This is a genomic window from Isoptericola hypogeus, assembly GCF_039531145.1.
Lineage (GTDB): Bacteria > Actinomycetota > Actinomycetes > Actinomycetales > Cellulomonadaceae > Isoptericola > Isoptericola hypogeus.
The window spans coordinates 256,640-278,501 of record NZ_BAAAPM010000004.1 but is presented as its reverse complement, the minus strand read 5'-3'; the positions used below and the strand labels follow the sequence as shown (position 1 = coordinate 278,501).

Genomic DNA, 21,862 nt, shown 5'->3' with positions numbered 1-21,862 from the left:
CCCCGGACGACGGTCCGAGGCGGGCACTTCGCCCTGCCACTTGACAGAACAGGCCTACATATCAGCCGACCGGCGCGAGGTCCTCGCGCCGTGCCGGCCCGACGCCACGGGACTCGCCGCGGCTGAGCATGCCGGCGAACACGTCCGCCGGGATGGTGTCGGGGATGTGCAGGCCCTCGGCGACGGCGATCCGGTCGCTCACCTCGCGCAGCACGATGGACATCGGGACGTCCAGCGCCTCGCAGATGGACGCGAGCAGCTCGGAGGACGCCTCCTTCTGACCGCGCTCGACCTCGCTGAGGTAACCGAGCGAGACCCTCGCCGCGGACGACACCTCACGCAGGGTGCGCCCCTGACGCTGCCGCGCGTCGCGCAGCACGTCGCCGATCTCTCGTCGCAGTACGACCATCTCGCGCCCCCTCTCCGTGTCCGGCCCTGCCGGCTGGTGTCCGGTCGTGACCGTGGTCCTCGTCCGTCCTGTCCTGCCCCTGGTTCCAGGGGTGGCACTACCGTATCGTGCCCGCGGCGGCTCAGGCCGTGCGGGGCGAAGATCGAGACGGCTTCGTGCCCTGTCGGTGATCACAACTGCCGCAACGTCTCGCCCCGGGCCCTTGTTCCCGGCATCACGAGCCGTCACGCATCCTTCACCGGAGCGCCTCGAGCGCCAGCTCGAGCGCCGCGCGCACCGCGCCGTCGCGGACGGCCGCGCGGTCGCCCCCGAGATCCAGGCGCCGCACCAGCGCGGCGCCGGGCGCGCTCACGGCGACGTACACCTCGCCCGGCGGGTGGCCGTCCTGCGCCTGGGGCCCGGCCACGCCCGTCGTCGCGACGCCCACGTCCGCGCCGACGACCCGGCGCACCCCGTCGGCCATCTGCGTCGCGACGTCCGGGTCGACGGCGCCGCGCGCGGCGAGGAGCGCAGCGTCGACGCCGAGCAGCGAGGACTTCACCTCGGTCGCGTACGCGACGACGCCGCCCCGCACCACGGCCGACGCCCCCGGCACCTCGACGAGCGCGGCCACGAGCAGCCCGCCGGTGAGCGACTCCGCCACGCCGAGCGTGAGGCCTGCCAACCGCGCCGCGTCCAGCACCTCGGACGCCGGCGACGCCGCCGTCATGCCGCCGCGCGGCCCGGCCGACGCCGCGCCTCGGCTCGCAGCCGCCACCCCTGCACCGCGTAGTCGACGCCCGTCACGACCGTGACGACGATCGCGACGGCGAGCACGACCCACGCGACGACGCCCACGAACGCCGGCAGGTGCGCGAGCGGCAGCAGGAACAGCGAGATCGCCGCGATCTGGAGGACCGTCTTGATCTTGCCGCCGCGCGACGCGGGCATCACCGCGTACCGGAGCACCACCATGCGCAGCACCGTCACGCCGAGCTCCCGGACCAGGATCACGGCCGGCACCCACCAGGGCAGCTCGCCGAGCGGCCACCAGAGCAGGACGAGGGCGGCACCGACGAGCGCCTTGTCCGCGATCGGGTCCAGCAGCTTGCCGACGTCGGTGACCAGGCCGCGGGACCGCGCCAGATGTCCGTCGACGCGGTCGCTCAGCGCCGCGAGCAGGAAGATCCCCGTCGCGACGAGCCGCCAGGTCACCGACTCCCCGTCCTCGACGAGGAGCGCCCAGGCGAACACCGGCACCAGCAGGATGCGCAGAACGGTCACCGCGTTGGCGATGTTCCAGGGCGAGGGAGCTTCCGTGACCACGGGCCCACCCTATCCGCGCGGGTTTCACCCGGCGCCGCCGCGGTCGCTGCCGGACGGTCGGTGCGCAAGCACCCGGGGCGCTCTATCCTCCTCGGGTGGCCCGCCACACGTCCGACGACGGACCCCGCCCGCACCGACGCCTCCGGCTCGTCCTCGTCGCGCTCGGTTCCGCGGCGACGGCCGCGGTGGTCGCCGCCGCCCTCACGGGCGTCCTCCCGCCGGGGTCCCAGGACGCACCCGGGCCCGAGGCCGACGCGGGGACGTCCGCGGGAGGCCCGGCGTCGTCGGCGCCCGCCACCTCGCCCGCGCCCGAGCCCACCCCCGAGGCGGCGCGCTTCACGCTCCTCGCGGCCGGCGACATCCTGCCCCACGGCCCGGTCGTCGCGTCCGCGACCGGGGCCGACGGGTCGATCGACTTCAGCCCGCTGCTGGCCGGCATCGACCCCTGGGTCACCGGCGCCGACCTCGCGCTGTGCCACCTGGAGGTCCCCGTCGCCCCGCAAGGGACGCCGGCCAGCGGCTACCCCCTCTTCGGCGCGCCGCGCGAGCTGGTGCGCGACCTCGGCGAGCAGGGCTGGGACGGCTGCTCCACGGCGTCGAACCACTCCGTGGACCGCGGCTATCCGGGGGTCCGCACCACGCTGCGCCGCCTGGACGCGACGGGCATGGGGCACGTCGGCACGGCGCGCGCCGCCGCCGAGCAGGACACGCCCCAGCTCTACCACCTCGAGCGCGCGGGACGGCAGGTCACGGTGGCCCACCTGGCCGCGACCTACGGCCTCAACGGCCTGCCGATGCCCGCGGAGGCTCCGTGGGCGGTGACCCTGATCGACGCCGACGAGATCGTGGAGCAGGCCCGCGCGGCGCGCGAGGCGGGCGCCGACCTCGTGCTCGTCAGCCTGCACGCCGGCGTCGAGTACACCGAGGTGCTCACGGACCAGCAGACGGAGGTCGTACGCCGGCTGGCCCGGTCCCGCGCGGTCGACCTCGTGATCGGCCACCACGCGCACGTGCCGCAGGCGATCGACCGGGTCGGGCGCGGGCCCGACGGCGACGGGATGTGGGTCGCCTACGGCCTCGGCAACCTGCTGTCCAACCAGTCCGACGACTGCTGCGACCCGCGGACGAGCAACGGCGTCCTCCTGTCCGCGACGGTGACCCAGGAGGCCCCGGGCTCGCCCGCGCGGGTGACGGGCGTCCGCTGGACCGGCACGACCGTCGACATCGCCGCGGGCCACGAGGTGCGTGCCCTGCCCGACCTGAGGCACGACCCGGCCGGCACGACGTTCTCCGCCGCCGAGATCGCGGCCCGCCAGGAGCGGGTGGCGGACGCCGTCGGCGGTGCGGCGAAGCAGCGCATCGCGCCCCAGGAGCCGACCGGCCCCGCGCCGGACGTCGTCCCGCGGCGCGGCTGAACGACGGTCGCGACGCGGTGCCCGGGACGATGCCGGCTCGCGTGCGGTTCAGGCCGGGCTCAGCGCCAGCCGTGCTCCGGGTCGGTGTCCGCGCCGTCGTGGTAGTCCGTCGCGACCGGCGGCGCGTGCCCGTCGGTCCCGTCCGCGTAGGGGTCGGCCGCCGGGGCCGGGGCGCCGCCGTCGGCCTCCTGGTCGTACGCCTGGGACGTCTCGCCCCGGATGAGCGCGAGGGCCGAGGGCAGGTCGTCGGGGAGCACGAGCACCTCGCGCGCCTTCGACCCCTCCGACGGGCCGACGATCTCCCGCGACTCGAGCAGGTCCATGAGACGGCCCGCCTTGGCGAACCCGACGCGCAGCTTGCGTTGCAGCATCGACGTGGAGCCGAACTGGGTGGTCACCACCAGCTCCGCGGCCTGCAGCAGCAGGTCCAGGTCGTCGCCGATGTCCTCGTCCACCTGCTTCTTCGCGGCGGCCGGGGCCGTGACGTCCTCCCGGTACACGGGCTTGAGCTGCGACTTCACGTGCTCGACGACGGCGTGGACCTCGGACTCGGTGACCCACGCGCCCTGCACGCGCATCGGCTTGGCCGCTCCCATCGGGAGGAACAGCGCGTCGCCCTGGCCGATGAGCTTCTCGGCGCCCGGCTGGTCGAGCACCACGCGCGAGTCGGCGAGCGACGACGTCGCGAACGCCAGCCGGGAGGGCACGTTCGCCTTGATGAGGCCGGTGACGACGTCGACCGACGGGCGCTGCGTCGCCAGCACGAGGTGGATGCCGGCCGCGCGCGCGAGCTGGGTGATGCGCTGGATCGACGCCTCCACGTCGCGGGGCGCGACCATCATGAGGTCCGCGAGCTCGTCCACGACGACCAGCAGGTACGGGTACGGCGCGATCTTGCGCTCCGAGCCCGGCAGCGGCTGGACCTTGCCCGAGCGGACGGCGGCGTTGAAGTCGTCGAGGTGCTTGTACCCGAAGGCCGCGAGGTCGTCGTAGCGCGCGTCCATCTCGCGCACCACCCAGTCGAGGGCCTCGGCGGCCTTCTTGGGGCTGGTGATGATCGGCGTGATGAGGTGCGGGATGCCCTCGTAGATCGTCAGCTCGACGCGCTTGGGGTCGACGAGGATCATGCGCACCTGCTCCGGCGTCGAGCGCATGAGGATCGACGAGATCATCGAGTTGATGAAGCTCGACTTGCCGGCTCCCGTGGCGCCGGCCACGAGAATGTGCGGCATCTTCGCGAGGTTCGCGACGACGTAGCCGCCCTCGACGTCCTTGCCGACGCCCATCACCATCGGGTGCTCGGTGCGGCGCGCGGCCGACGAGCGCAGCACGTCGCCGAGCACGACCGTCTCGCGGTCGGAGTTCGGGATCTCGATGCCGATCGCGGACTTGCCGGGGATGGGCGACAGGATCCGCACGTCGGCGCTCGCGACGGCGTACGCGATGTTGTTGGACAGCGAGGTGATGCGCTCGACCTTCGTCTTCGCCCCGACCTCGACCTCGTACCGGGTCACGGTCGGCCCGCGGGTGAAACCCGTGACCTGGGCGTCGACTCCGAAGTCCTCGAAGACCTTGGTCAGCGCCTCGACGACGCGGTCGTTCGCGGCCGAGCGGGTCTTGTGCGGCGCCCCCTTGCCGAGGGAGTCCTCGCTGGGGAGCAGGTAGACCGTGTCGCCGTCGAGCATCGGCTGGGTGCCGCGACCCATGGGCGGCAGGTCGGAGGGCGGTGCGGCTCCGGCCGGCTCCTCGACCAGCGCGGGCGACTCCGCACCGACGGCCGCCGCCGCCCCCGCCGCGACGACCTGCGTGGGCGCCGCCTTGTCGACCTTGCGGGTCGAGCCCGTGCGCGCCGCGGCCGCCTCCTTCTCCAGCAGGGCCGCCTTCTCGAAAGCCTCGTCGCCGGCGTACTCGTCCAGCCCTGCCGCCTCCGCCGCCTCCGCCGCGCGTTGCGCCTTGGTCTTGCGGGTGCGCTTGGGGCGCGGCGCGGCGCCGTCCGAGCCGTCGTGCCGCGAGACACCCTCGGCCAGCGGGAGACCGTCGTCCCCGACCTCCTCGGGCCGGTGGTTGCCCGTGAGCCGGTCGTACACGCCGCGCAGGCGGTCGGGGATGCGGTGCACGGGCGTGGCCGTGACGACGAGCAGGCCGAAGAAACCGAGCAGGAGGAAGAGCGGGACGGCGACCCACTCGGTCACGCCGGTCACGACGGGCGTGGCGGTGACGTACCCGATGATGCCGCCCGCGTCCTGCAGGGCGGCGAAGCCGTCGCTCGGCGCGGGCGTGTCCTCGGCGACGGCGACGAGCGCGCACACCGACACGACGATGAACGTCAGGCCGATCGCGACGCGAGAGTTCGCCTGCCCCCGCTCGGGGTGCCGCATCACGCGGAACCCGAGCCAGAGCAGCAGCACGGGCACGGCCACCCCGGCCAGGCCGACGGTGCCGGCGACGACGGCGTGCACGACGTCGCCGAACGTGCCGGAGATCCCCCACCACTCCCGCGCGGCCACTACCAGCGCGAGGGCGATGAGGAAGAAGGCGACGCCGTCTCGGCGGTGCTCGGGTTCCAGGTCTCTTGCTCCCTTGGTGATGCTGCGGGTCACGGCGCCCAGCCCGTGCGCGACGCCGAGGTACAGCCCGCGGACCGCGCGGACGGGCCACGACGGACCGCTGCGCGCCGGGCGCCGGGCGGGCGAGCGGCGGGTGCCGCCCGACGAGCCCTTGGTGCGGCCCGAGCCCTTGCCGCTCCGGCCACCGGCCCGCGAGGACGAGCTGCGCGCGGGCGCGCGACGAGCAGGGGCGGACACGGACGCGTTCCGCCCCGTCCGCGCCGTTCCCCGCGGGGTCCCGGTGACCTTCCGGGCAGGTGTCCGGGTCGCCATGATGTCCCACCGTACCCGCGGACGCGGGGCCGACGGCGCAGGTCGCGGACGCGTGTCCCGGACCTCAGCCCGCCGTGAGGAGCCCGAACGCGAGGGTCACCACGCCGGCGGCGAGCGCGAGCGCCCCCAGCGGGAGCAGCACGACGGCGCGGTTCGGCGACCGGCGGCCGGCGCCCATCGCCGAGAAGAAGAAGCCGGCCGGCAGGAGGATCGCCCCGACGAGCACCCCGGTGGCCGCAAGCCAGCGGGGGAAGCCCGCCAGGTCGGTCGCCTCGGCGAGCAGCAGGCACAGCAGCCCCAGGATGACCAGCACCCCGGCGTGCGCGTGGCCGGCCCGGAAGAAGGACGTCTGGAAGCCGGTCGCTGCGACCTTGCCGGTGACGACCTTCACCAGGAAGTACCCGCCGGACTCGATGCCCACGACGGTCAGCAGCACGATGCCCGCGGTGACGCGGGCGGGATCGGAGAGCTCGAGCACGGTGACGTCCTCTGGTCGACGGGAACCCTGTTTACGAACACTGTTATAGAACACCGTTCGCAAACTCTCGTCAAGGGGTCTACGCTCGCGGCATGGCTCGCCCACGGCTGCACGACGACGCCCTGCGCACCCGGCTGCTCGAGGTCGCCTCCCGGGCGATCTCGACGGGCGGGGAGCAGGCGGTGTCGGTGCGCTCGGTCGCGGCCGCGGCGGGCACGAGCCCGTCGGCCGTGTACGCCTTGTTCGGCTCGCGCGACGCGCTCGTGTCCGCGGTCAGCGCCGAGGGCTTCCGCCGCTTCGCCGAACGCCTCGCCGCGGTGGGGCGCACCGACGACCCCACGGGCGACCTGCTGGCCCTGGGCGCCGCGTACCGGCACAGCGCGCTCGCCGACCCGCACTTCTACCGGACGATGTTCGACCGGGCCGTGCGGCCCGGCGCCGACGCGCCGCCCCCGGTCGAGCAGCCCACGTTCCTCGTGCTGCGGGACGCCGTCGCGCGGGTGCTCGGTGCCGCCAGGCCCGAGCAGGCCGCGACCGTGGCCGTCGGGCTCTGGGGCCTGGTGCACGGCCTCGTCTCGCTCGAGCTGGCCGGCCTGCTCCCCGGGGACGAGGCCGCCCGGGCCGCCCGCTACGAGGCGGCGGCGGGCGCCCTCGGCCCGGCCCTGTTCAGGACCTGAGCGCTCCCCCGTGCGCTCGTACGCTGCCGAGGGCGAGCTGCCGTTCTGTCAGCCCGCCGCGCGCCAGGCGTCGACGGCGGCGAGGTGCCGCGCGATCTGCTCGGGCGGGAGGAAGGACCCGGCGAACGACGCAGCGGCGAGGTCGGCCCGCTGGTCGCGGGTCAGCGCGAAGGCCGCCGTCACGGCGTCGTCGACCTCGTCCACGTACGCGCCGAAGTAGGACGGGTCGTCCGAGTTGATCGACACGTTCAGGCCGGCCGCCATCATCGCCGGCAGCGGGTGGGCCGCCAGCGACGGCACCGCGCGCAGGCGCACGTTCGACCACGGGCAGACGGTCAGCGGCACCCGCTCGGCCACGAGGCGCGCCACCACGGCCTCGTCCTCCATCGCGCGGATCCCGTGGTCGACCCGCTCGACCCCGAGGACGTCGAGCACCTCGACGGCGTTCGACGCCGGACCCTCCTCCGCCGCGTGCGCGGTGCGGCGCAGCCCGTGCGCGGCCGCACGCTCGAACGCCCGCGCGAACGGCGTCGCGGCGAACCCGACCTCCGTTGAGGCGAGGCCGACCGCGGCGAACGGCGCGCCCGCCGCGAGGACAGCGTCGAGCACCGCCTCGGCCTCGGCCGCCGGGCGGTGTCGCAGGAACGCGAGGATCAGCAGCCCGGAGACGCCGTGCGACGCCTCGCCGTCCGCCACGCCCTCGGCGAGGCCCGCGACGACGTCCTCCAGGGCGACGCCCCGCTCGAGGTGCGTCTGCAGGTCGACCATGATCTCGGCGTGCCGCACCCCGCCCGCCGCGGCCCGGCGCAGGTAGGCGCGGGTGAGGTCCGCGAAGTCGTCGGCGGTGCGCAGCACCTGCGAGGTCGCGTGGTAGAGGTCGAGGAACGACTGCAGGTCGCCGAAGGCGTACGCGGCGCGCAGCTCGCCGGGGTCGCGGTACGGCAGGGCGACGCGGTTCCGCTCGGCCAGCGCGAACGCCAGCTCGGGCTCCAGCGTGCCCTCCAGGTGCAGGTGCAGCTCGGCGCGCGGCGGGCGCGCCGGGGGCGGCGTGGTCGCGGTCATGCCCCGCAGGCTACGTCGGCGGCGCCGGGACCTCGCCGCCCCGGCCGGGACACGGCCGAGCGCCGGACGCCGCCGGTCGGCACGACCGCCCGCTCGCGCTGGACCCGCGTGACCTCGCGAACGATCCCCACCCACAGGACCAAGGGCACCCACGTGAGGACCGTCACGACGGTCTCGTACGGCACGAGGACCACCGGCTCCTCCGGCCTGAGGTCGAGGGCCCGGAGCGCGACCGAGTTCGTGGCGAGGGACAGCGCCACCCACCAGCCCCACCACGCGCCCAGGGAGCCCGCGCGGTGCGCGGCGAGCCGTTCCCCCATGGTGGCGCGTCGCAGGTCCCGCACCATCTGGCATGGGAACCAGAAGGAGACGACGGGGAGCACCCACGCGAACCACGGCCAGGCGTCACCACGCCGAGGCCCATTGCCAGGGGCGAGGTGCGTCGCGAAGACCTGGCTGCGGCGGACCCACGTGCCGACGACCACGAGGGCCGCCGACTGCACCACGAGGAGTCCGAGCGACAGCCAGGCGTACGCCGTCGGGGCGGCGGCCGTTGTTCCCGCCGCACGCTGCGCGACCTCGCCCGGTGCCGACGCCAGCAGGAGCAGCTGGACGACTCCCCACACCAGGGCCAGTGCGATCGACGCCCGAGCGAGCCCGACCGGCGCCGGCGGCGTCGTCCACCCGGCTGGGAGCGCCGGGAACGGCTCGAGGTCCGTCGACCGCCCCCGCCGGGTGTCGGACCGGTGCACGGACGTCGGACGGACGACCACCGGCCGGGCGGCGGGACGGACGGCGGGCTGGACGGACTCGGACGGCATCGGCGCTCCTTCTCGGGCGTTCAGGGACGTGCCCGGCACCGTAGCCGTGCGGCGTCGGGTACCCGCCGAGATATCCACAGGGCCGGCACGGGTCGCCCCGTGCCGGCCCTGCCGGGTCCTGTTCCTGCGCTCCGGCTCAGGCCTCCACACTCCTGGTCGGCCCGAGCCTGCGCTCCGCTACGGGCGCGTGCCTTGCTCCGCTGCGGCCCCCACCCTGCGCTGCGCTCCGGCTCAGGCCTCCACGACCACCGGCACGATCATGGGCCGCCGGCGCAGCCGCCGGTTGACCCACTGCCCGATGACCCGCCGCATGATCTGCTGCAGCTGGTAGGTGTCGGTCGCGCCCCCGGCGATGGCCTCCTCGAGCGCGGCCACGACGTCGGGCTGGATCTCCTCGAACACGGCGGCGTCCTCGGCCATGCCTCGGGCCAGGATCTGCGGCCCCGCGAGCACCTTGCCGGTGGCGGTGTCCACCACGGCGAAGACGGAGACGAAGCCCTCCTCGGCCAGGGTCCGGCGGTCCTTGAGCTCGTTCTCCGTGACGGCGCCGACCGTGGAGCCGTCGACGAAGACGTAGCCGCAGGGCACCGCGCCGACCACGGACGCCTTGCCGTCCACCAGGTCGACGACGACGCCGTCCTCGGCGAGCACGACGCGGTCCGCCGGGACGCCGGTGCGGACGGCCAGCGCCGCGTTGGCCACGAGGTGCCGGACCTCGCCGTGCACCGGCATGACGTTCTTGGGCCGCAGCACGTTGTAGCAGTACAGGAGCTCGCCGGCGCTCGCGTGCCCGGAGACGTGCACCTTGGCGTTGCCGGAGTGCACGACGCGCGCCCCGAGCCGCGTGAGGCCGTTGATGACCCGGAACACCGAGTTCTCGTTGCCCGGGATCAGCGACGACGCGAGGATCACGGTGTCGCCGTGCCCGACCTGGACCTTGTGGTCGCCGTTGGCCATCCGGCTCAGGGCGGCCATCGGCTCACCCTGGGAGCCCGTGGACATGTAGACGATGCGGTCGTCGGGCAGGCTCGCGGCCTGCTTGAGCTCGATGAGGACGCCCGGGGGGACCGTGAGGTAGCCGAGCTCCGCGGCGATGCCCATGTTGCGCACCATCGACCGGCCCACGAGCGCGACCTTGCGGCCGTGCGCGTGCGCGGCGTTGAGCACCTGCTGCACGCGGTGCACGTGCGACGAGAACGACGCGACGATGACGCGCTTCTCGGCCTGGGCGAAGACGTTGTCGAGCACCGGGCCGATCTCGACCTCGTTGGTCACGAAGCCGGGGACCTCGGCGTTGGTGGAGTCGACCATGAACAGGTCGACCCCCTTCTCGCCCAGGCGCGCGAAGGCGCGCAGGTCGGTGACGCGGCCGTCGAGCGGGAGCTGGTCCATCTTGAAGTCGCCCGTGTGCAGCACGGTGCCGGCGCCGGTGGTGACCGCGACGGCCAGCGCGTCCGGGATGGAGTGGTTGACGGCGACGAACTCGCAGTCGAAGACGCCGAACCGCTCGGTCTGGCCCTCCGCCACGACGCGCAGCACCGGCTTGATGCGGTGCTCCTTGAGCTTGGCGTCGACGAACGCGAGCGTGAGCCGCGAGCCGACGAGCGGGATGTCGCGGCGCAGCCGCAGGAGGTACGGCACGGCGCCGATGTGGTCCTCGTGCCCGTGCGTGAGCACGATCGCCTCGATGTCGTCGAGACGGTCCTTGATGTACTCGAAGTCCGGCAGGATGAGGTCGACGCCGGGCTGATGGTCCTCGGGGAAGAGGACGCCGCAGTCGATGATCAGCAGGCGGCCCTCGTACTCGAGGACGGCCATGTTGCGCCCGACCTCGCCCAGGCCGCCGAGGGCGACGATGCGCAGCCCCTTCGACGGCAGGACGGGGGGCAGGGGAAGTTCGGGGTGAGGGTGGCTCACGGGGCCTCCAGGCCAGTCGGTATTACGGAAGTGTGGGTGCGCCCGTCCGGGCGTCTTCGAGCAGTCCGGCCGCGGCGAGCGCGTCGCGCACGTGGGCGACGTCGACGTCGGACGCGGCGACGTTGGGCAGGCGCAGCTCGCGGTTGTCGAGCACGCCGAGCACCTCGAGCGCGGCCTTGACCATGACGGCCTGGGCGCCGGCGCCGTTCATCGCCTCGATCACCGGCAGGGTCGGCAGGAACGCCTCGAGCGCGCCCGCGGTGTCCCCGGCGTCCCAGCGGCGCACGACCTCGGCGAAGGCCGCGCCCACGACGTGCGCGGAGACGGAGACGATGCCCGCGCCGCCGACGGACAGGAAGGGCAGCAGCAGGCTGTCGTCGCCCGAGTACCAGGCGAGGCCGGTCTCGGCCGCCAGACGCGCGGCCGCGGCCACGTCGCCGGTGGCGTCCTTCGTCGCGACGACCCGCGGGTGCCGGGCGATGCGCTCGTACGTCGACGCCGCGATCCGGACGCAGGTGCGGCCGGGGACGTCGTACAGCATGACGGGCAGGTCGGTCGCGTCGGCGACCGTCGCGAAGTGCCGGTACAGGCCCTCCTGCGTGGGGCGCGAGTAGTACGGCGAGACGACGAGCAGCCCGTGCGCGCCGGCCTCGGCGGCCTGCTCCGCCATCCGCACCGCGTGGACGGTGTCGTTGGAGCCCGCCCCCGCGAGCACGAACGCCCGGTCGCCGACAGCGTCGACGACCGCCCGCACGAGGTCCGCCTTCTCGGGCGCATGCGTGACGGGGGACTCCCCCGTCGTCCCCGACAGGACCAGACCGTCGTTGCCGTCGTCGACCAGACGCTTCGCGAGGCGGGCCGCGGCGTCGAGGTCCACCTCCCCCGCGACGTTCATCGGGGTGACCATCGCGGTCAGGACGGCGCCGAACGGGCGCACGTGGGTCGGGGCAGACGTCATGGGGTCAACCGTACCGGGCGGACGGTGGCCAGGGACCGCGCCGAGGGTGCTCCCGACGGGGTGTCCTGTCACATGTCGAGCGGACGGCCGCCCGTGCATACTCGGTGCCATGACCGCACCGCCGCTGTCCCCCGCACTCGTCGCGCACCTGCCGACGGGCATGCTCGCGGGCGGGCACTGGGGTCCGGCCACCGGCGGGCGCACGTTCGAGGTCGCCGACCCCGCCAGCGGCGAGGTCCTGTTCGACGTCGCCGACGCCTCGCCCGAGGACGCGCGCCGCGCCCTCGCGTCGGCCGCCGACACGGCCGCCGCGTGGCGCGCGGTCGCGCCGCGCGAGCGCTCCGAGCTGTTGCGCGCCGTCTACGAGCGGATCGTCGCCCGGTCGGACGCGTTCGCGTCCCTCATCACCGCCGAGTGCGGCAAGCCGCTCGCCGAGGCGCGCGCGGAGGTGCTCTACGGCGCCGACTTCCTGCGCTGGTACGCCGAGCAGGCCGTGCGGGCCGAGGGGCTGGCGCGCACCGCCCCGGCGGGGGCCAACCGCCAGCTCGTGCACCGCCGGCCCGTGGGCCCCGCCCTGCTCGTGACGCCGTGGAACTTCCCCATCGCCATGGCGACCCGCAAGATCGGGCCCGCTCTCGCCGCCGGCTGCACGGTCGTGATCAAGCCGGCGCACGCGACGCCGTTGACGACGATGCTCGTCGCGGAGGTGATCCGGTCCGAGCTGGCGGACCGCGGGCTGCCGGCGGGCGTCGTGAACGTCGTCCCGACCGCGAGCGCCGGCGACGTCGTCGGCCCGCTCCTGACCGACGAGCGGCTGCGCAAGCTGTCGTTCACCGGGTCGACGGCGGTGGGCGCCACGCTGCTGCAGCAGGCGGCGGGCCAGGTGCTGAACTGCTCCATGGAGCTCGGGGGCAACGCCCCGTTCGTCGTCTTCGCGGACGCCGACCTCGATGCCGCGATCGACGGCGCCACCGTCGCCAAGCTGCGCAACGCCGGTCAGTCGTGCGTCGCGGCCAACCGGTTCCTCGTGCACGACTCGCTCGCGCGCGAGTTCGCCCGGCGGCTGGCCGACCGGTTCTCGCACCTGCGCGTGGGCGCGGGCTCCGAGGAGGGCGTCGACGTGGGGCCGCTGATCGACGCGCGCGCGGTCGAGAAGGTCGACCACCTGGTGACCGACGCCACGGACCGTGGGGCCCAGGTCCTCACCGGCGGCACCCGCCCCGACGGGCCGGGGAGCTTCTACGAGCCCACGGTCCTCGAGGGCGTGGACGCCGACGCCCGGGTCGTGCGCGAGGAGATCTTCGGGCCGGTGGCGCCCGTCGTCGCGTTCGCCGAAGACGACGAGGCGATCGCGCTGGCGAACGCCACCGAGTACGGGCTGGCCGCGTACGCGTACACCACCTCCCTCGACCGCGCGATGCGCGCGAGCGACGAGCTCGAGGCCGGGATGATCGGCATCAACCGCGGCATGGTCTCTGACGCCAGCGCTCCCTTCGGCGGCGTGAAGCAGTCCGGGCTCGGGCGCGAGGGCGGGGAGGCCGGGCTCGAGGAGTACCTCGAGACCGTCTACGTCGCGCTCTGAGACCGTCCGGAGCCCGCCCCGGGTCGACCGGGCCGTCCGAGGAATCGACGAGGACGTCCCGCCCGCGGCCGGCCGGCCGTCGTCGAGCGTCTCGAGAAGGTCCGCGAGGCCCGCCCGCTCGCTGACCGCCGCCGCCCGCACGTCGGTCGTTTCTCCACGCCAGGAGAGTCGTGGTTTCCTGGCGCGCGTGACACCAGTGCGACAGCGGGACCCGGCGGTGCGCGCCGCCGTCCGGCAGGGGACGTCCGTCGCGGTCGCGACCGGGCTCTACGGGATCTCGTTCGGGGCGCTGTCGGTGGTGGCGGGCGTGAGCGTGCCGCAGACGATGGCGCTGAGCCTCCTGCTCTTCTCGGGCGGGTCGCAGTTCGCGCTGATCGGCGTGGTCGCCGCGGGCGGCTCGCCGCTCGCGGCCGTGGCGACGTCGACGATGCTGGGCGTCCGCAACACCCTCTACGGCGCCGTCGTGTCACCGCTGCTCGGGGTGCGCGGGTGGCGGCGTCTGGCCGCGGCGCAGCTCACGATCGACGAGTCGACGGCGGTGGCGGTCGGCCAGCGCGACCCCGCCGCCACCCGTGCGGGGTTCTGGACCACCGGCGTCGGGGTTTTCGTCCTGTGGAACGCCTTCACGCTCGTGGGGGCGCTGGCCGGCGACGCGCTCGGTGACCCGCGGGCGTGGGGGCTCGACGCCGCCGCCGGGGCGGCGTTCCTCGCGCTCGTGTGGCCGCGGCTCGCCGAGCGTCGCGCGCAGCTCGTCGCCGCGCTCGCGGTCGCCGTCTCCGCGGCGCTGATCCCGCTCGTGCCCGCGGGCGTCCCGGTGCTGGCCGCCGCCGCGGTGGCGATCGTCGTCGGGCTGGTGTCGGGCCCGCCGAGGACAGCGGCGGCCACCGGCGGGGGCACCGACGGGGACACCGACGGGCGCCGCGGCCGTGGCGCCGTCGACGAGGATGCCGAGGAGGGCCGATGACGACCACCGTCCTGTGGGCGACCGTGCTGGTCGCGTCGCTCGCGAGCTTCGCGCTCAAGCTCGCCGGGCACCTGATCCCGGAGCACTGGCTCGCGGCGGGGCGCGTGCAGCGCACCTCGACGCTCGTCACGGTCGCGCTGCTCGTGTCCCTCGTGGTCGTGCAGACGTTCGCGGACGGCCAGGCCGTCGTCGTGGACGCGCGCGTCCCGGCCCTCGCCGTGGCCGCGCTCGCCCTCGCCCTGCGGGCGCCCTTCATCCTCGTCGTGGTGCTGGCGGCGGCGACGGCCGCCGGCCTGCGCGCGCTGGGCTGGGGCTGACCCGGGCGGGCGGTGCCGCCGCATAGGGTGGCCCGATGGCACTCTTCCGCGAGACGGCCGACGTCTCGGTCCGGCCCGCCGTCCCGGGCGACGAAGCCCCGATGACCCGCGTCCAGGTGGCCGCGTGGCGGGCCACGCACGAGGTGGCGCTCGGCGACGGCGTCGTCGACGCGCTGGACACCGCCGCGATGCAGGACCGGTGGGCCCGCGCGATCTCGTCGCCCCCGGGCCCGGGCTTCGCCGTCTTCGTCGCGCTCGCCGGGCCCGACGTCGTGGGCTTCGCGGCCGTCGCGCCCGGTCAGGTCCTCGCGCTGGAGGTGGACCCCGCCCACCAGCGTGGCGGCCACGGCTCGCGGCTGCTCGCGGCCGCCGTCGACCGGCTGCGCACCGACGGCGCGGACACGGTCGCCACCTGGGTCCTGGACGACGACTCGGCCCGCGAGCGCTTCCTCTCCGCGGCCGGGCTGGGCCCGGACGGCACGCGGCGGGTGCTCGCCACCGGCGTGCGCGACGTCGTCGAGCACCGGTGGTCCGCCGGCATCTGAGGCCCCCGGACCGTTTCTTACCGCGCGGTAGGTTTCTTGGTAGGCTGGCCGGCGCGCGCCCACCGGCGCGCTCGTCGACCCCGAGGGAGTGCCTCCGTGACCCTGGACCAGTCCGCACCGCGGCCCGCCACCACCGACCGTCCCTTCGACGTGGAGCGCGTGCTCGCCGAGCTCACGCTCGCGGAGAAGGCCTCGCTCCTGTCGGGCCTCGACTTCTGGCACACCCAGCCGGTGGAGCGCGACGGCGAGACGCTCGTGCCGTCGGTCATGGTCACCGACGGCCCGCACGGGCTGCGCAAGCAGGACGAGAGCGCCGACCACCTCGGCCTGGGGGGCAGCGTGCCCGCCACCTGCTTCCCCACCGCGGCCGCGCTGGGCTCCAGCTGGGACGCCGACCTGCTGCGCCGCGTCGGCGAGGCGCTGGGCCGCGAGACCCGCACCCACGACGTCGCCGTCCTCCTGGGTCCGGGCGTGAACATCAAGCGCTCCCCGCTGTGCGGCCGCAACTTCGAGTACTTCTCCGAGGACCCCGTCGTCGCCGGCGACCTCGCCGCCGCACTGGTCGACGGCATCCAGTCCCGGGGCGTGGGCACGTCGCTCAAGCACTTCGCGGCCAACAACCAGGAGGCCGACCGCATGCGCGTGTCGGCCGACGTCGACGAGCGGACCCTGCGCGAGATCTACCTCCCCGCCTTCGAGCGGGTCGTCACCAGGTCCCAGCCGTGGACCGTCATGTGCGCGTACAACAAGGTCAACGGCGTGTACGCCTCGCAGCACGACTGGCTCCTGACGACCGTGCTGCGCGACGAGTGGGGCTTCGAGGGCCTCGTCGTCTCGGACTGGGGCGCCGTGCGCGACCGCGTCGCCGGCGTCGCGGCGGGCCTCGACCTGGAGATGCCGTCCAGCGGGGGCCGCACCGACGCGCAGGTCGTCGCCGCGGTCCGCGCCGGCGAGCTCGACGAGGCGGCCGTCGACGCCGCCGCGCGCCGGGTCCTGCAGCTCGTCGCCCGCTCGCTGCCCGCGCTGCGCTCGACCGGCGCCGAGGACGACTCGTTCGACATCGACGCGCACCACACCCTGGCCCGCGAGGCCGCGGCCGCCGGCACCGTGCTGCTGAAGAACGAGCCCGTCGACGGCGCCCCCCTCCTGCCGCTGGCCGCGCCGGCCGACGTCGCCGTGATCGGCGAGCTCGCCCGCACCCCGCGCTACCAGGGCGCCGGCTCGTCGCAGGTCAACCCGACGCGCCTCGACGACGCCCTCACCGCGCTCCGCGAGGCGGCCGGCACCGACCTGCCGTTCGCGCCCGGCTACACGCTGGCGGAGGGGCCCGCGGACGACCGCCCGGCCGACGAGCTGGTCGCCGAGGCGGTGGCGACCGCGCGCGGCGCCGGCACCGTCGTCGTCTTCCTCGGGCTCCCGGCCGCCTACGAGTCGGAGGGCTACGACCGCGAGCACCTCGACCTCCCGGCCGACCAGGTCGCGCTGCTGACGGCGGTCGCCGCCGCCAACCCGCGCGTCGTGGTCGTGCTGGCGGGCGGCTCGGCGATCTCCGTGTCCGGCTGGCGGGACGCCGTCCCGGCGCTGCTGGTCGGCTGGCTCGGCGGCCAGGCCGGCGGCTCCGGCATCGTGGACGTGCTCAACGGCGCCGTCACGCCGTCGGGCAAGCTCACCGAGACGATCCCGCTGCGCCTCGAGGACACCCCGTCGTACGGGAACTTCCCCGGCGAGCTGGGCCACGTGCGCTACGGCGAGGGCGTGCTCGTCGGCTACCGCTGGTACGACGCGCGCCGCATGGAGGTCGCCTACCCGTTCGGGCACGGCCTGTCGTACACGACGTTCGCGTACGACGACGTCGCGGCGCAGGTCACGGGCTCGGGCGCCGACGCGGCCGTGCGCGTGCAGGTGCGCGTGACCAACACCGGTGCGGTCGCCGGCGCCGAGGTCGTGCAGGTGTACGTGGGCGACCCCGTCGCCCAGGTGCAGCGCCCGGAGCGGGAGCTCAAGGCCTTCGCCAAGGTGCCCCTGGCGCCGGGCGCCTCGCGGGTCGTGGCGTTCGACCTCGACGCCCGCGACCTGTCCTACTGGCACCCGGTGCTGCGGCGCTGGGTCGTCGAGGGCGGGGAGTTCGTCGTGGCGGTCGGCGCGTCGTCGCGCGACCTGCGCGCCCAGGTGTCGGTCGACGTCGACGGCGAGGACGTCACGCTGCCCCTGGGTGAGCTGTCCACGCTCGGCGAGGCCCTCCAGCACCCGGTGGCCGGGCCCGTGGTCCGCGCGGGGCTCGACGGGGCCACCATCGACCCCGTGATGCTGGCGATGGCCACGGACATGCCGCTCGCGGTGATCGCCGACTTCGGCCTGGCCGGCCTGGACCGCGGGGCGCTCGGGCAGCTGATCGAGGCCGCGAACGGCTGATCCCGGCGTCGCGCGACATCCGCCGGTCGAGCCTGTCGAGACCTGGTCTCGACAGGCTCGACCGGCGTTGTGGCGTCGACGGCTCAGGAAGCCGGGTCGACGACGATGAGGTCGAGGTAGGTCTTGAGATCCGCGGCCATGTCGACCCGGGCGTCGCGCGGCCCGTCCAGCGAGTAGAGCCACTGGATCTGCAGCCCGTCCATGAGCGCCACGATCGTGCGGGCCGCCACCGCCGGCTCGATGCCGGGCCGCAGCGTCCCCGCCCCGGCCCGTCGCTCGAGCTCGGTCAGCATCCTGCGCACCGTCGTCGGGTAGCGCTGGGCGAAGTAGTCGTGGGCGGGATGGTCGGGCGACGTGGCCTCGGCGGCGAGCCCCGCGAACACCTCGACGACCGGGCGCCGCAGCGCGTTGCGCTGGACCAGCCGCAGCAGGGCGTCGAACATCGTCCGCCCCTGCTCGAGGTCCCGGTCGAAGTCGGCGAAGTCGATCTCGTCGCGGTGCTCGAGCACGGCCTCGAGCAGCGCGGCCTTGGTCGGGAAGTGGTGCAGCAGCCCGGGGTGGGAGATGCCGACCCGCGACGCGATCTCCCGCAGCGACGCCCCGTGGTACCCGACCTCGCCGAACATGACGATCGCCGCCTGCAGGATCTCCTCGCGCTTGGCCCGGCCCTTGGCGTACCCGCGCCGGGGCGCCGTCCCGCTCTCCGTCGTCGTCTCGCTCACGCCCGCCATTGTGCCCTCTCCGCGCCACCCGCGACCCGGCCAGCAGGAGCTTTGCAGCCAATGCCTACCATGCGGTAGCTTATGGACACCGACCACTTGGTAGGCATTGATGGAAGGTGCGGGCCCGCCGACGGGCCCGCCCCGAGACACAGGAGTCGTCCATGGCAGACGTTCAGGCCTCGACCCCGCCCGGCGCGGCGGCCGTCACCGCGGGGGCGCCCGCTCCCGGTTCCCCCGGCGTCGCCCGCGCCGCCCGCACGGGCGTCGTGGTGGCCTACGTCGTGGCGTTCTTCGCGATGTACATCGCGGTGCTCACGCCCGTCGTGAGCACGCTGGCGCTCAAGGTCGACGCCCTGTCCACGCCGGAGACGCGCGCCACCAACCTCGCCCTCGTCACCGGCGTGGGCGCGTTCTTCGCCTTCGTCGCGAACCCGCTCGCGGGCGCGCTGTCCGACCGCACCACCTCCCGGCTGGGCATGCGGCGCCCGTGGCTGCTCTGGGGCGTCCTGCTCGGCGCGGTCGGGCTGCTGCTCATCGCATTCGCCCCGTCGATCTGGGTGGTCGTGATCGGCTGGGCCGTGGCGCAGACGGCCTTCAACGGCGCGCAGGCCGCCCTCCAGGCGATCCTGCCGGACCAGGTGGCCGAGGCGCAGCGCGCCCGCGTCTCCAGCCTGCTCGGCATGGGCCAGAACCTCGCGCCGCTGGTCGGCATCGGGCTCGCGTTCGCGTTCACGGCGGCCGGCACCGACGAGATCTGGATCTTCCTGGTCCCGACATTCCTCGCCGTGATCGGCATGCTCGCCCTTGTCGCGGTGCTCAAGGACCGCCACCTCGACCCTGCGGACGTCGACACCTTCAAGCTCGGCGCCTTCCTCAAGGGCTTCTGGGTATCGCCGCGCAAGCACCCTGACTTCGCGTGGACCTTCCTCGGCCGCTTCCTCATGCTGTTCGGCTTCGCGCTCTACAACACCTACCAGCTGTACTTCCTCACCGACCGGTTCGGGTACGACAACGCCACCGCGCTGAGCTGGCAGCTGCGCCTCATGGTCGTGCAGGCGGCCGTGATGGTCGTGGCGTCGCTCCTGGGCGGCGTGCTGTCCGACCGCACGGGCCGCCGCAAGGTCTTCGTCGTCGTCGCCACCCTGCTGGCCGGTGCGGGACTCCTGGTCTTCGCCGTCGCGCAGGCCCCGGAGATGCTCTACCTGGGCGCGTCGCTGTTCGGCGCCGGCCTGGGCGCCTACTTCGCCGTCGACCTCGCCCTCGTCACCGACGTGCTGCCGAACGCGGACACCGAGGCCGCCAAGAACATGGGCGTGTTCAACATCGCCAACGCCCTGCCCCAGTCCGTCGCGCCGGCCCTCGCCCCCGCGTTCCTCGCCATCGGCGGCGTGGGCGAGAACTACACCGCCCTGTTCTCGATCTCCGCGGTCATCGTCGCCCTCGGCGCCGTGGCCACCATGTTCATCCGAGGAGCCCGCTGATGACCGCCGACCGCGCGACCACCGAGACCGCCCCCGCCGACGCGCCGTACCGGGACGCGTCGCGCCCCGTCGCCGAGCGCGTCGCGGACCTGCTGGGACGCATGACGCTCGAGGAGAAGGCCGGCCAGCTCTTCCAGACCATGATCGAGGTGGGCGAGGGCGGCACGCTGTCCGAGGGCCCGTCCGCGATGGGCGTGCCCGCCACCACGGACATGCTGGTCAAGCGGCAGATGACGCACTTCAACGTGCTCGCCGCCCCGGCCACGGCACGGGAGTTCGCCCTCTGGCACAACCGCCTGCAGGAGCTCGCGGCGTCGACCCGGCTCGGGATCCCCGTGACGGTGTCCACCGACCCGCGGCACGCGTTCACCGACAACCCGGGCACCGCGCTGCTGTCCGGGCCGTTCTCGCAGTGGCCCGAGACCCTCGGCCTGGCCGCGACCCGCGACGAGCGCCTGACCGAGGAGCACGCCGACGCCGCGCGCCGCGAGTACCTCGCCGTGGGCATCCGGACGGCGCTGCACCCGCAGGTCGACCTCGCGACCGAGCCGCGCTGGGCCCGCGCCAACGGCACGTTCGGGGAGGACGCCGGGCTGACGGGTCGCCTGGGCGCAGCGTACGTGCGCGGCTTCCAGGCGACGGGCGAGGTCGCCCGCGAGGCGGGCCTGCCGGCCGAGTTCGGCGCCGACTCCGTCTCGACGATGACGAAGCACTTTCCCGGCGGCGGCCCGCAGAAGGACGGCGAGGACCCGCACTTCGCCTACGGGCGCGAGCAGGTCTACCCCGGCGGGCGCTTCGCCGAGCACCTCGAGCCGTTCAAGGAGCTGCTGGCCGCCGGCACGCGGCAGATGATGCCGTACTACGGCATGCCGGTGGGCCTCGAGGCCGACCTGGGCCACGGCACCGAGGCGGTCGAGCCGGTGGGCTTCGGCTTCAGCAAGCAGATCCTCACGCGCCTGCTGCGCGAGCAGCTCGGCTTCGACGGCGTGGTCTGCACCGATTGGGGTCTGGTGTCCGACGCGGAGATCATGGGCCAGCCCTTCCCGGCCCGCGCGTGGGGAGTGGAGCACCTCGCGCCGATCGACCGTCTCGAGAAGATCCTCGCGGCGGGCGCCGACCAGCTCGGCGGCGAGGCGTGCCCCGAGCTCGTCGTCGAGCTCGTCCGGTCCGGGCGCCTCTCCGAGGCGCGGGTCGACGAGTCCGTCGCCCGCCTGCTGCGGGAGAAGCTCGAGCTCGGGCTGTTCGACGACGCCCGGTACGTCGACGCCGACGCGGCCGAGGCCGTCGTCGGGCACCCGGACCTGGTCGCCGCCGGGCGCCGCGCCCAGTCCCGGTCCGTCACTGTGCTGGCGTCCGCGGCGTCCGGCGCCGCGCGCCTGCCGCTGGCGCGCGGGACCCGCGTCTACGTGGAGGGCGCCGCCGGCCTGGGCGACGTCCCGACCGACGGCCCGGCCCACGGCTCAGTGCCGGGCGGCGCGACGCTCGTCGCCACCCCCGCCGAGGCGGACGTGGCGCTGCTGCGCCTCAAGGCCCCGTACGACGACCGCGGACCGGGCTTCGAGGGGTTCTTCCACGCCGGTTCGCTCGAGTTCGGCGCGGACGTCGTGGCGCACGTCGCCGACGTCGCAGCACAGGTGCCGACCGTGGTCGACGTCTACCTGGACCGTCCGGCGATCCTCGCCCCGGTGCTCGACGCGCTCGGCGAGACCGGCACCCTGGTCGTGAACTTCGGGGCGTCCACCCCCGCGCTGCTCGACGCCCTCGCCGGCGTCGTGCCGCCGGAGGGCCGCCTGCCGTTCGACCTGCCGCGGTCCACCGCAGCCGTCGAGGCGTCCCGCGAGGACGTCCCCTTCGACACCGCGGACCCGCTGTTCCGGTTCGGCCACGGCCTCGACATCTGAGCCCTCCGACTCACGCC

The 21,862-nt window shown here is 74.7% G+C and carries 19 protein-coding genes; 9 read left to right on the top strand and 10 right to left on the bottom strand.

The window, feature by feature from the left end; all coding sequences use genetic code 11:
* Positions 1 to 61: 61 nt before the first annotated feature.
* From ABD254_RS12620 to pgsA, 3 genes are all read right to left on the bottom strand, one after another.
* Positions 62 to 409, bottom strand: coding sequence for a helix-turn-helix domain-containing protein (locus tag ABD254_RS12620; protein ID WP_344248765.1), 348 nt, complete (start codon positions 407 to 409; stop codon positions 62 to 64).
* 235 nt (positions 410 to 644) lie between these two features.
* Positions 645 to 1,118, bottom strand: a complete 474-nt coding sequence (locus tag ABD254_RS12615; RefSeq protein ID WP_344248783.1) for a CinA family protein — start codon at positions 1,116 to 1,118, stop codon at positions 645 to 647.
* A complete protein-coding gene (pgsA, locus tag ABD254_RS12610) occupies positions 1,115 to 1,714 on the bottom strand; it encodes a CDP-diacylglycerol--glycerol-3-phosphate 3-phosphatidyltransferase (RefSeq protein ID WP_344248764.1) in 600 nt (199 codons plus the stop codon). The genes ABD254_RS12615 and pgsA overlap by 4 nt, the downstream gene beginning before the upstream one ends.
* Positions 1,715 to 1,809: 95 nt before the next feature.
* Between pgsA and ABD254_RS12605 the strand changes: the two genes are divergently transcribed.
* Positions 1,810 to 3,129 (top strand): CapA family protein, encoded by a 1,320-nt coding sequence (locus tag ABD254_RS12605; RefSeq protein WP_344248763.1) that lies wholly within the window; start codon positions 1,810 to 1,812, stop codon positions 3,127 to 3,129.
* 59 nt (positions 3,130 to 3,188) lie between these two features.
* On the opposite strand, the gene ABD254_RS12600 is transcribed toward ABD254_RS12605, so the two are convergent.
* On the bottom strand, positions 3,189 to 6,008 hold the full coding sequence (locus tag ABD254_RS12600; RefSeq protein ID WP_344248762.1) for an FtsK/SpoIIIE family DNA translocase: 2,820 nt from the start codon (positions 6,006 to 6,008) through the stop codon (positions 3,189 to 3,191).
* A 64-nt stretch (positions 6,009 to 6,072) separates the two neighbouring features.
* Positions 6,073 to 6,486 (bottom strand): hypothetical protein, encoded by a 414-nt coding sequence (locus tag ABD254_RS12595; protein ID WP_344248761.1) that lies wholly within the window; start codon positions 6,484 to 6,486, stop codon positions 6,073 to 6,075.
* A gap of 92 nt (positions 6,487 to 6,578) precedes the next feature.
* On the opposite strand from ABD254_RS12595, the gene ABD254_RS12590 reads away from it, so the two are divergent.
* Positions 6,579 to 7,163, top strand: coding sequence for a TetR/AcrR family transcriptional regulator (locus ABD254_RS12590; RefSeq protein ID WP_344248760.1), 585 nt, complete (start codon positions 6,579 to 6,581; stop codon positions 7,161 to 7,163).
* Between the two features lie 48 nt (positions 7,164 to 7,211).
* Here the strand turns inward: ABD254_RS12590 and add are convergent, their stop codons facing one another.
* The 4 genes from add to dapA all read right to left on the bottom strand — a co-directional run bounded on the left by add (position 7,212) and on the right by dapA (position 11,921).
* Complete coding sequence (gene add / locus ABD254_RS12585; protein ID WP_344248759.1) at positions 7,212 to 8,225, bottom strand: adenosine deaminase; 1,014 nt, start codon at positions 8,223 to 8,225, stop codon at positions 7,212 to 7,214.
* Positions 8,222 to 9,046: a DUF4328 domain-containing protein gene (locus ABD254_RS12580; RefSeq protein WP_344248758.1), complete on the bottom strand. Its 825-nt coding sequence runs from the start codon at positions 9,044 to 9,046 to the stop codon at positions 8,222 to 8,224. Before ABD254_RS12580 ends, add begins: the two co-directional genes overlap by 4 nt.
* Positions 9,047 to 9,277: 231 nt before the next feature.
* On the bottom strand, positions 9,278 to 10,963 hold the full coding sequence (locus ABD254_RS12575; RefSeq protein WP_344248757.1) for a ribonuclease J: 1,686 nt from the start codon (positions 10,961 to 10,963) through the stop codon (positions 9,278 to 9,280).
* Positions 10,964 to 10,985: 22 nt separating this feature from the next.
* On the bottom strand, positions 10,986 to 11,921 hold the full coding sequence (gene dapA, locus ABD254_RS12570; RefSeq protein ID WP_344248756.1) for a 4-hydroxy-tetrahydrodipicolinate synthase: 936 nt from the start codon (positions 11,919 to 11,921) through the stop codon (positions 10,986 to 10,988).
* Positions 11,922 to 12,030: 109 nt separating this feature from the next.
* On the opposite strand from dapA, the gene ABD254_RS12565 reads away from it, so the two are divergent.
* The 5 genes from ABD254_RS12565 (at position 12,031) to ABD254_RS12545 (ending at position 17,741) form a co-directional block, all read left to right on the top strand.
* Positions 12,031 to 13,503, top strand: a complete 1,473-nt coding sequence (locus tag ABD254_RS12565) for an NAD-dependent succinate-semialdehyde dehydrogenase (protein ID WP_344248755.1) — start codon at positions 12,031 to 12,033, stop codon at positions 13,501 to 13,503.
* A gap of 187 nt (positions 13,504 to 13,690) precedes the next feature.
* Positions 13,691 to 14,467, top strand: a complete 777-nt coding sequence (locus ABD254_RS12560) for an AzlC family ABC transporter permease (protein WP_344248754.1) — start codon at positions 13,691 to 13,693, stop codon at positions 14,465 to 14,467.
* Positions 14,464 to 14,784: an AzlD domain-containing protein gene (locus tag ABD254_RS12555; RefSeq protein ID WP_344248753.1), complete on the top strand. Its 321-nt coding sequence runs from the start codon at positions 14,464 to 14,466 to the stop codon at positions 14,782 to 14,784. The genes ABD254_RS12560 and ABD254_RS12555 overlap by 4 nt, the downstream gene beginning before the upstream one ends.
* Before the next feature lie 35 nt (positions 14,785 to 14,819).
* Positions 14,820 to 15,329 carry a GNAT family N-acetyltransferase gene (locus tag ABD254_RS12550; protein ID WP_344248752.1) on the top strand — a complete coding sequence of 170 codons (510 nt, stop codon included), beginning with the start codon at positions 14,820 to 14,822 and terminating at the stop codon, positions 15,327 to 15,329.
* A 102-nt stretch (positions 15,330 to 15,431) separates the two neighbouring features.
* Positions 15,432 to 17,741, top strand: a complete 2,310-nt coding sequence (locus tag ABD254_RS12545) for an aryl-beta-d-glycosidase (protein WP_344248782.1) — start codon at positions 15,432 to 15,434, stop codon at positions 17,739 to 17,741.
* A gap of 83 nt (positions 17,742 to 17,824) precedes the next feature.
* Here the strand turns inward: ABD254_RS12545 and ABD254_RS12540 are convergent, their stop codons facing one another.
* Positions 17,825 to 18,472 carry a TetR/AcrR family transcriptional regulator gene (locus ABD254_RS12540; protein ID WP_425553764.1) on the bottom strand — a complete coding sequence of 216 codons (648 nt, stop codon included), beginning with the start codon at positions 18,470 to 18,472 and terminating at the stop codon, positions 17,825 to 17,827.
* A 152-nt stretch (positions 18,473 to 18,624) separates the two neighbouring features.
* On the opposite strand from ABD254_RS12540, the gene ABD254_RS12535 reads away from it, so the two are divergent.
* Positions 18,625 to 19,944 (top strand): MFS transporter, encoded by a 1,320-nt coding sequence (locus ABD254_RS12535; protein WP_344248750.1) that lies wholly within the window; start codon positions 18,625 to 18,627, stop codon positions 19,942 to 19,944.
* Entirely contained in the window at positions 19,944 to 21,845 is a 1,902-nt protein-coding gene (locus tag ABD254_RS12530) for a glycoside hydrolase family 3 protein (RefSeq protein ID WP_344248749.1), read from the top strand. Before ABD254_RS12535 ends, ABD254_RS12530 begins: the two co-directional genes overlap by 1 nt.
* Positions 21,846 to 21,862 lie beyond the last annotated feature (17 nt).

Excerpts from the sequence above, each read along its gene's own strand:
- ABD254_RS12620 (WP_344248765.1), bottom strand. The coding sequence starts at position 409 with ATGGTCGTACTGCGACGAGAGATCGGCGACGTGCTGCGCGACGCGCGG.
- ABD254_RS12615 (WP_344248783.1), bottom strand. The coding sequence starts at position 1,118 with ATGACGGCGGCGTCGCCGGCGTCCGAGGTGCTGGACGCGGCGCGGTTG.
- ABD254_RS12600 (WP_344248762.1), bottom strand. The coding sequence starts at position 6,008 with ATGGCGACCCGGACACCTGCCCGGAAGGTCACCGGGACCCCGCGGGGA.
- ABD254_RS12590 (WP_344248760.1), top strand. The coding sequence starts at position 6,579 with ATGGCTCGCCCACGGCTGCACGACGACGCCCTGCGCACCCGGCTGCTC.
- add (WP_344248759.1), bottom strand. The coding sequence starts at position 8,225 with ATGACCGCGACCACGCCGCCCCCGGCGCGCCCGCCGCGCGCCGAGCTG.
- ABD254_RS12580 (WP_344248758.1), bottom strand. The coding sequence starts at position 9,046 with ATGCCGTCCGAGTCCGTCCAGCCCGCCGTCCGTCCCGCCGCCCGGCCG.
- dapA (WP_344248756.1), bottom strand. The coding sequence starts at position 11,921 with ATGACGTCTGCCCCGACCCACGTGCGCCCGTTCGGCGCCGTCCTGACC.
- ABD254_RS12565 (WP_344248755.1), top strand. The coding sequence starts at position 12,031 with ATGACCGCACCGCCGCTGTCCCCCGCACTCGTCGCGCACCTGCCGACG.
- ABD254_RS12555 (WP_344248753.1), top strand. The coding sequence starts at position 14,464 with ATGACGACCACCGTCCTGTGGGCGACCGTGCTGGTCGCGTCGCTCGCG.
- ABD254_RS12550 (WP_344248752.1), top strand. The coding sequence starts at position 14,820 with ATGGCACTCTTCCGCGAGACGGCCGACGTCTCGGTCCGGCCCGCCGTC.
- ABD254_RS12540 (WP_425553764.1), bottom strand. The coding sequence starts at position 18,472 with ATGGCGGGCGTGAGCGAGACGACGACGGAGAGCGGGACGGCGCCCCGG.
- ABD254_RS12535 (WP_344248750.1), top strand. The coding sequence starts at position 18,625 with ATGGCAGACGTTCAGGCCTCGACCCCGCCCGGCGCGGCGGCCGTCACC.
- ABD254_RS12530 (WP_344248749.1), top strand. The coding sequence starts at position 19,944 with ATGACCGCCGACCGCGCGACCACCGAGACCGCCCCCGCCGACGCGCCG.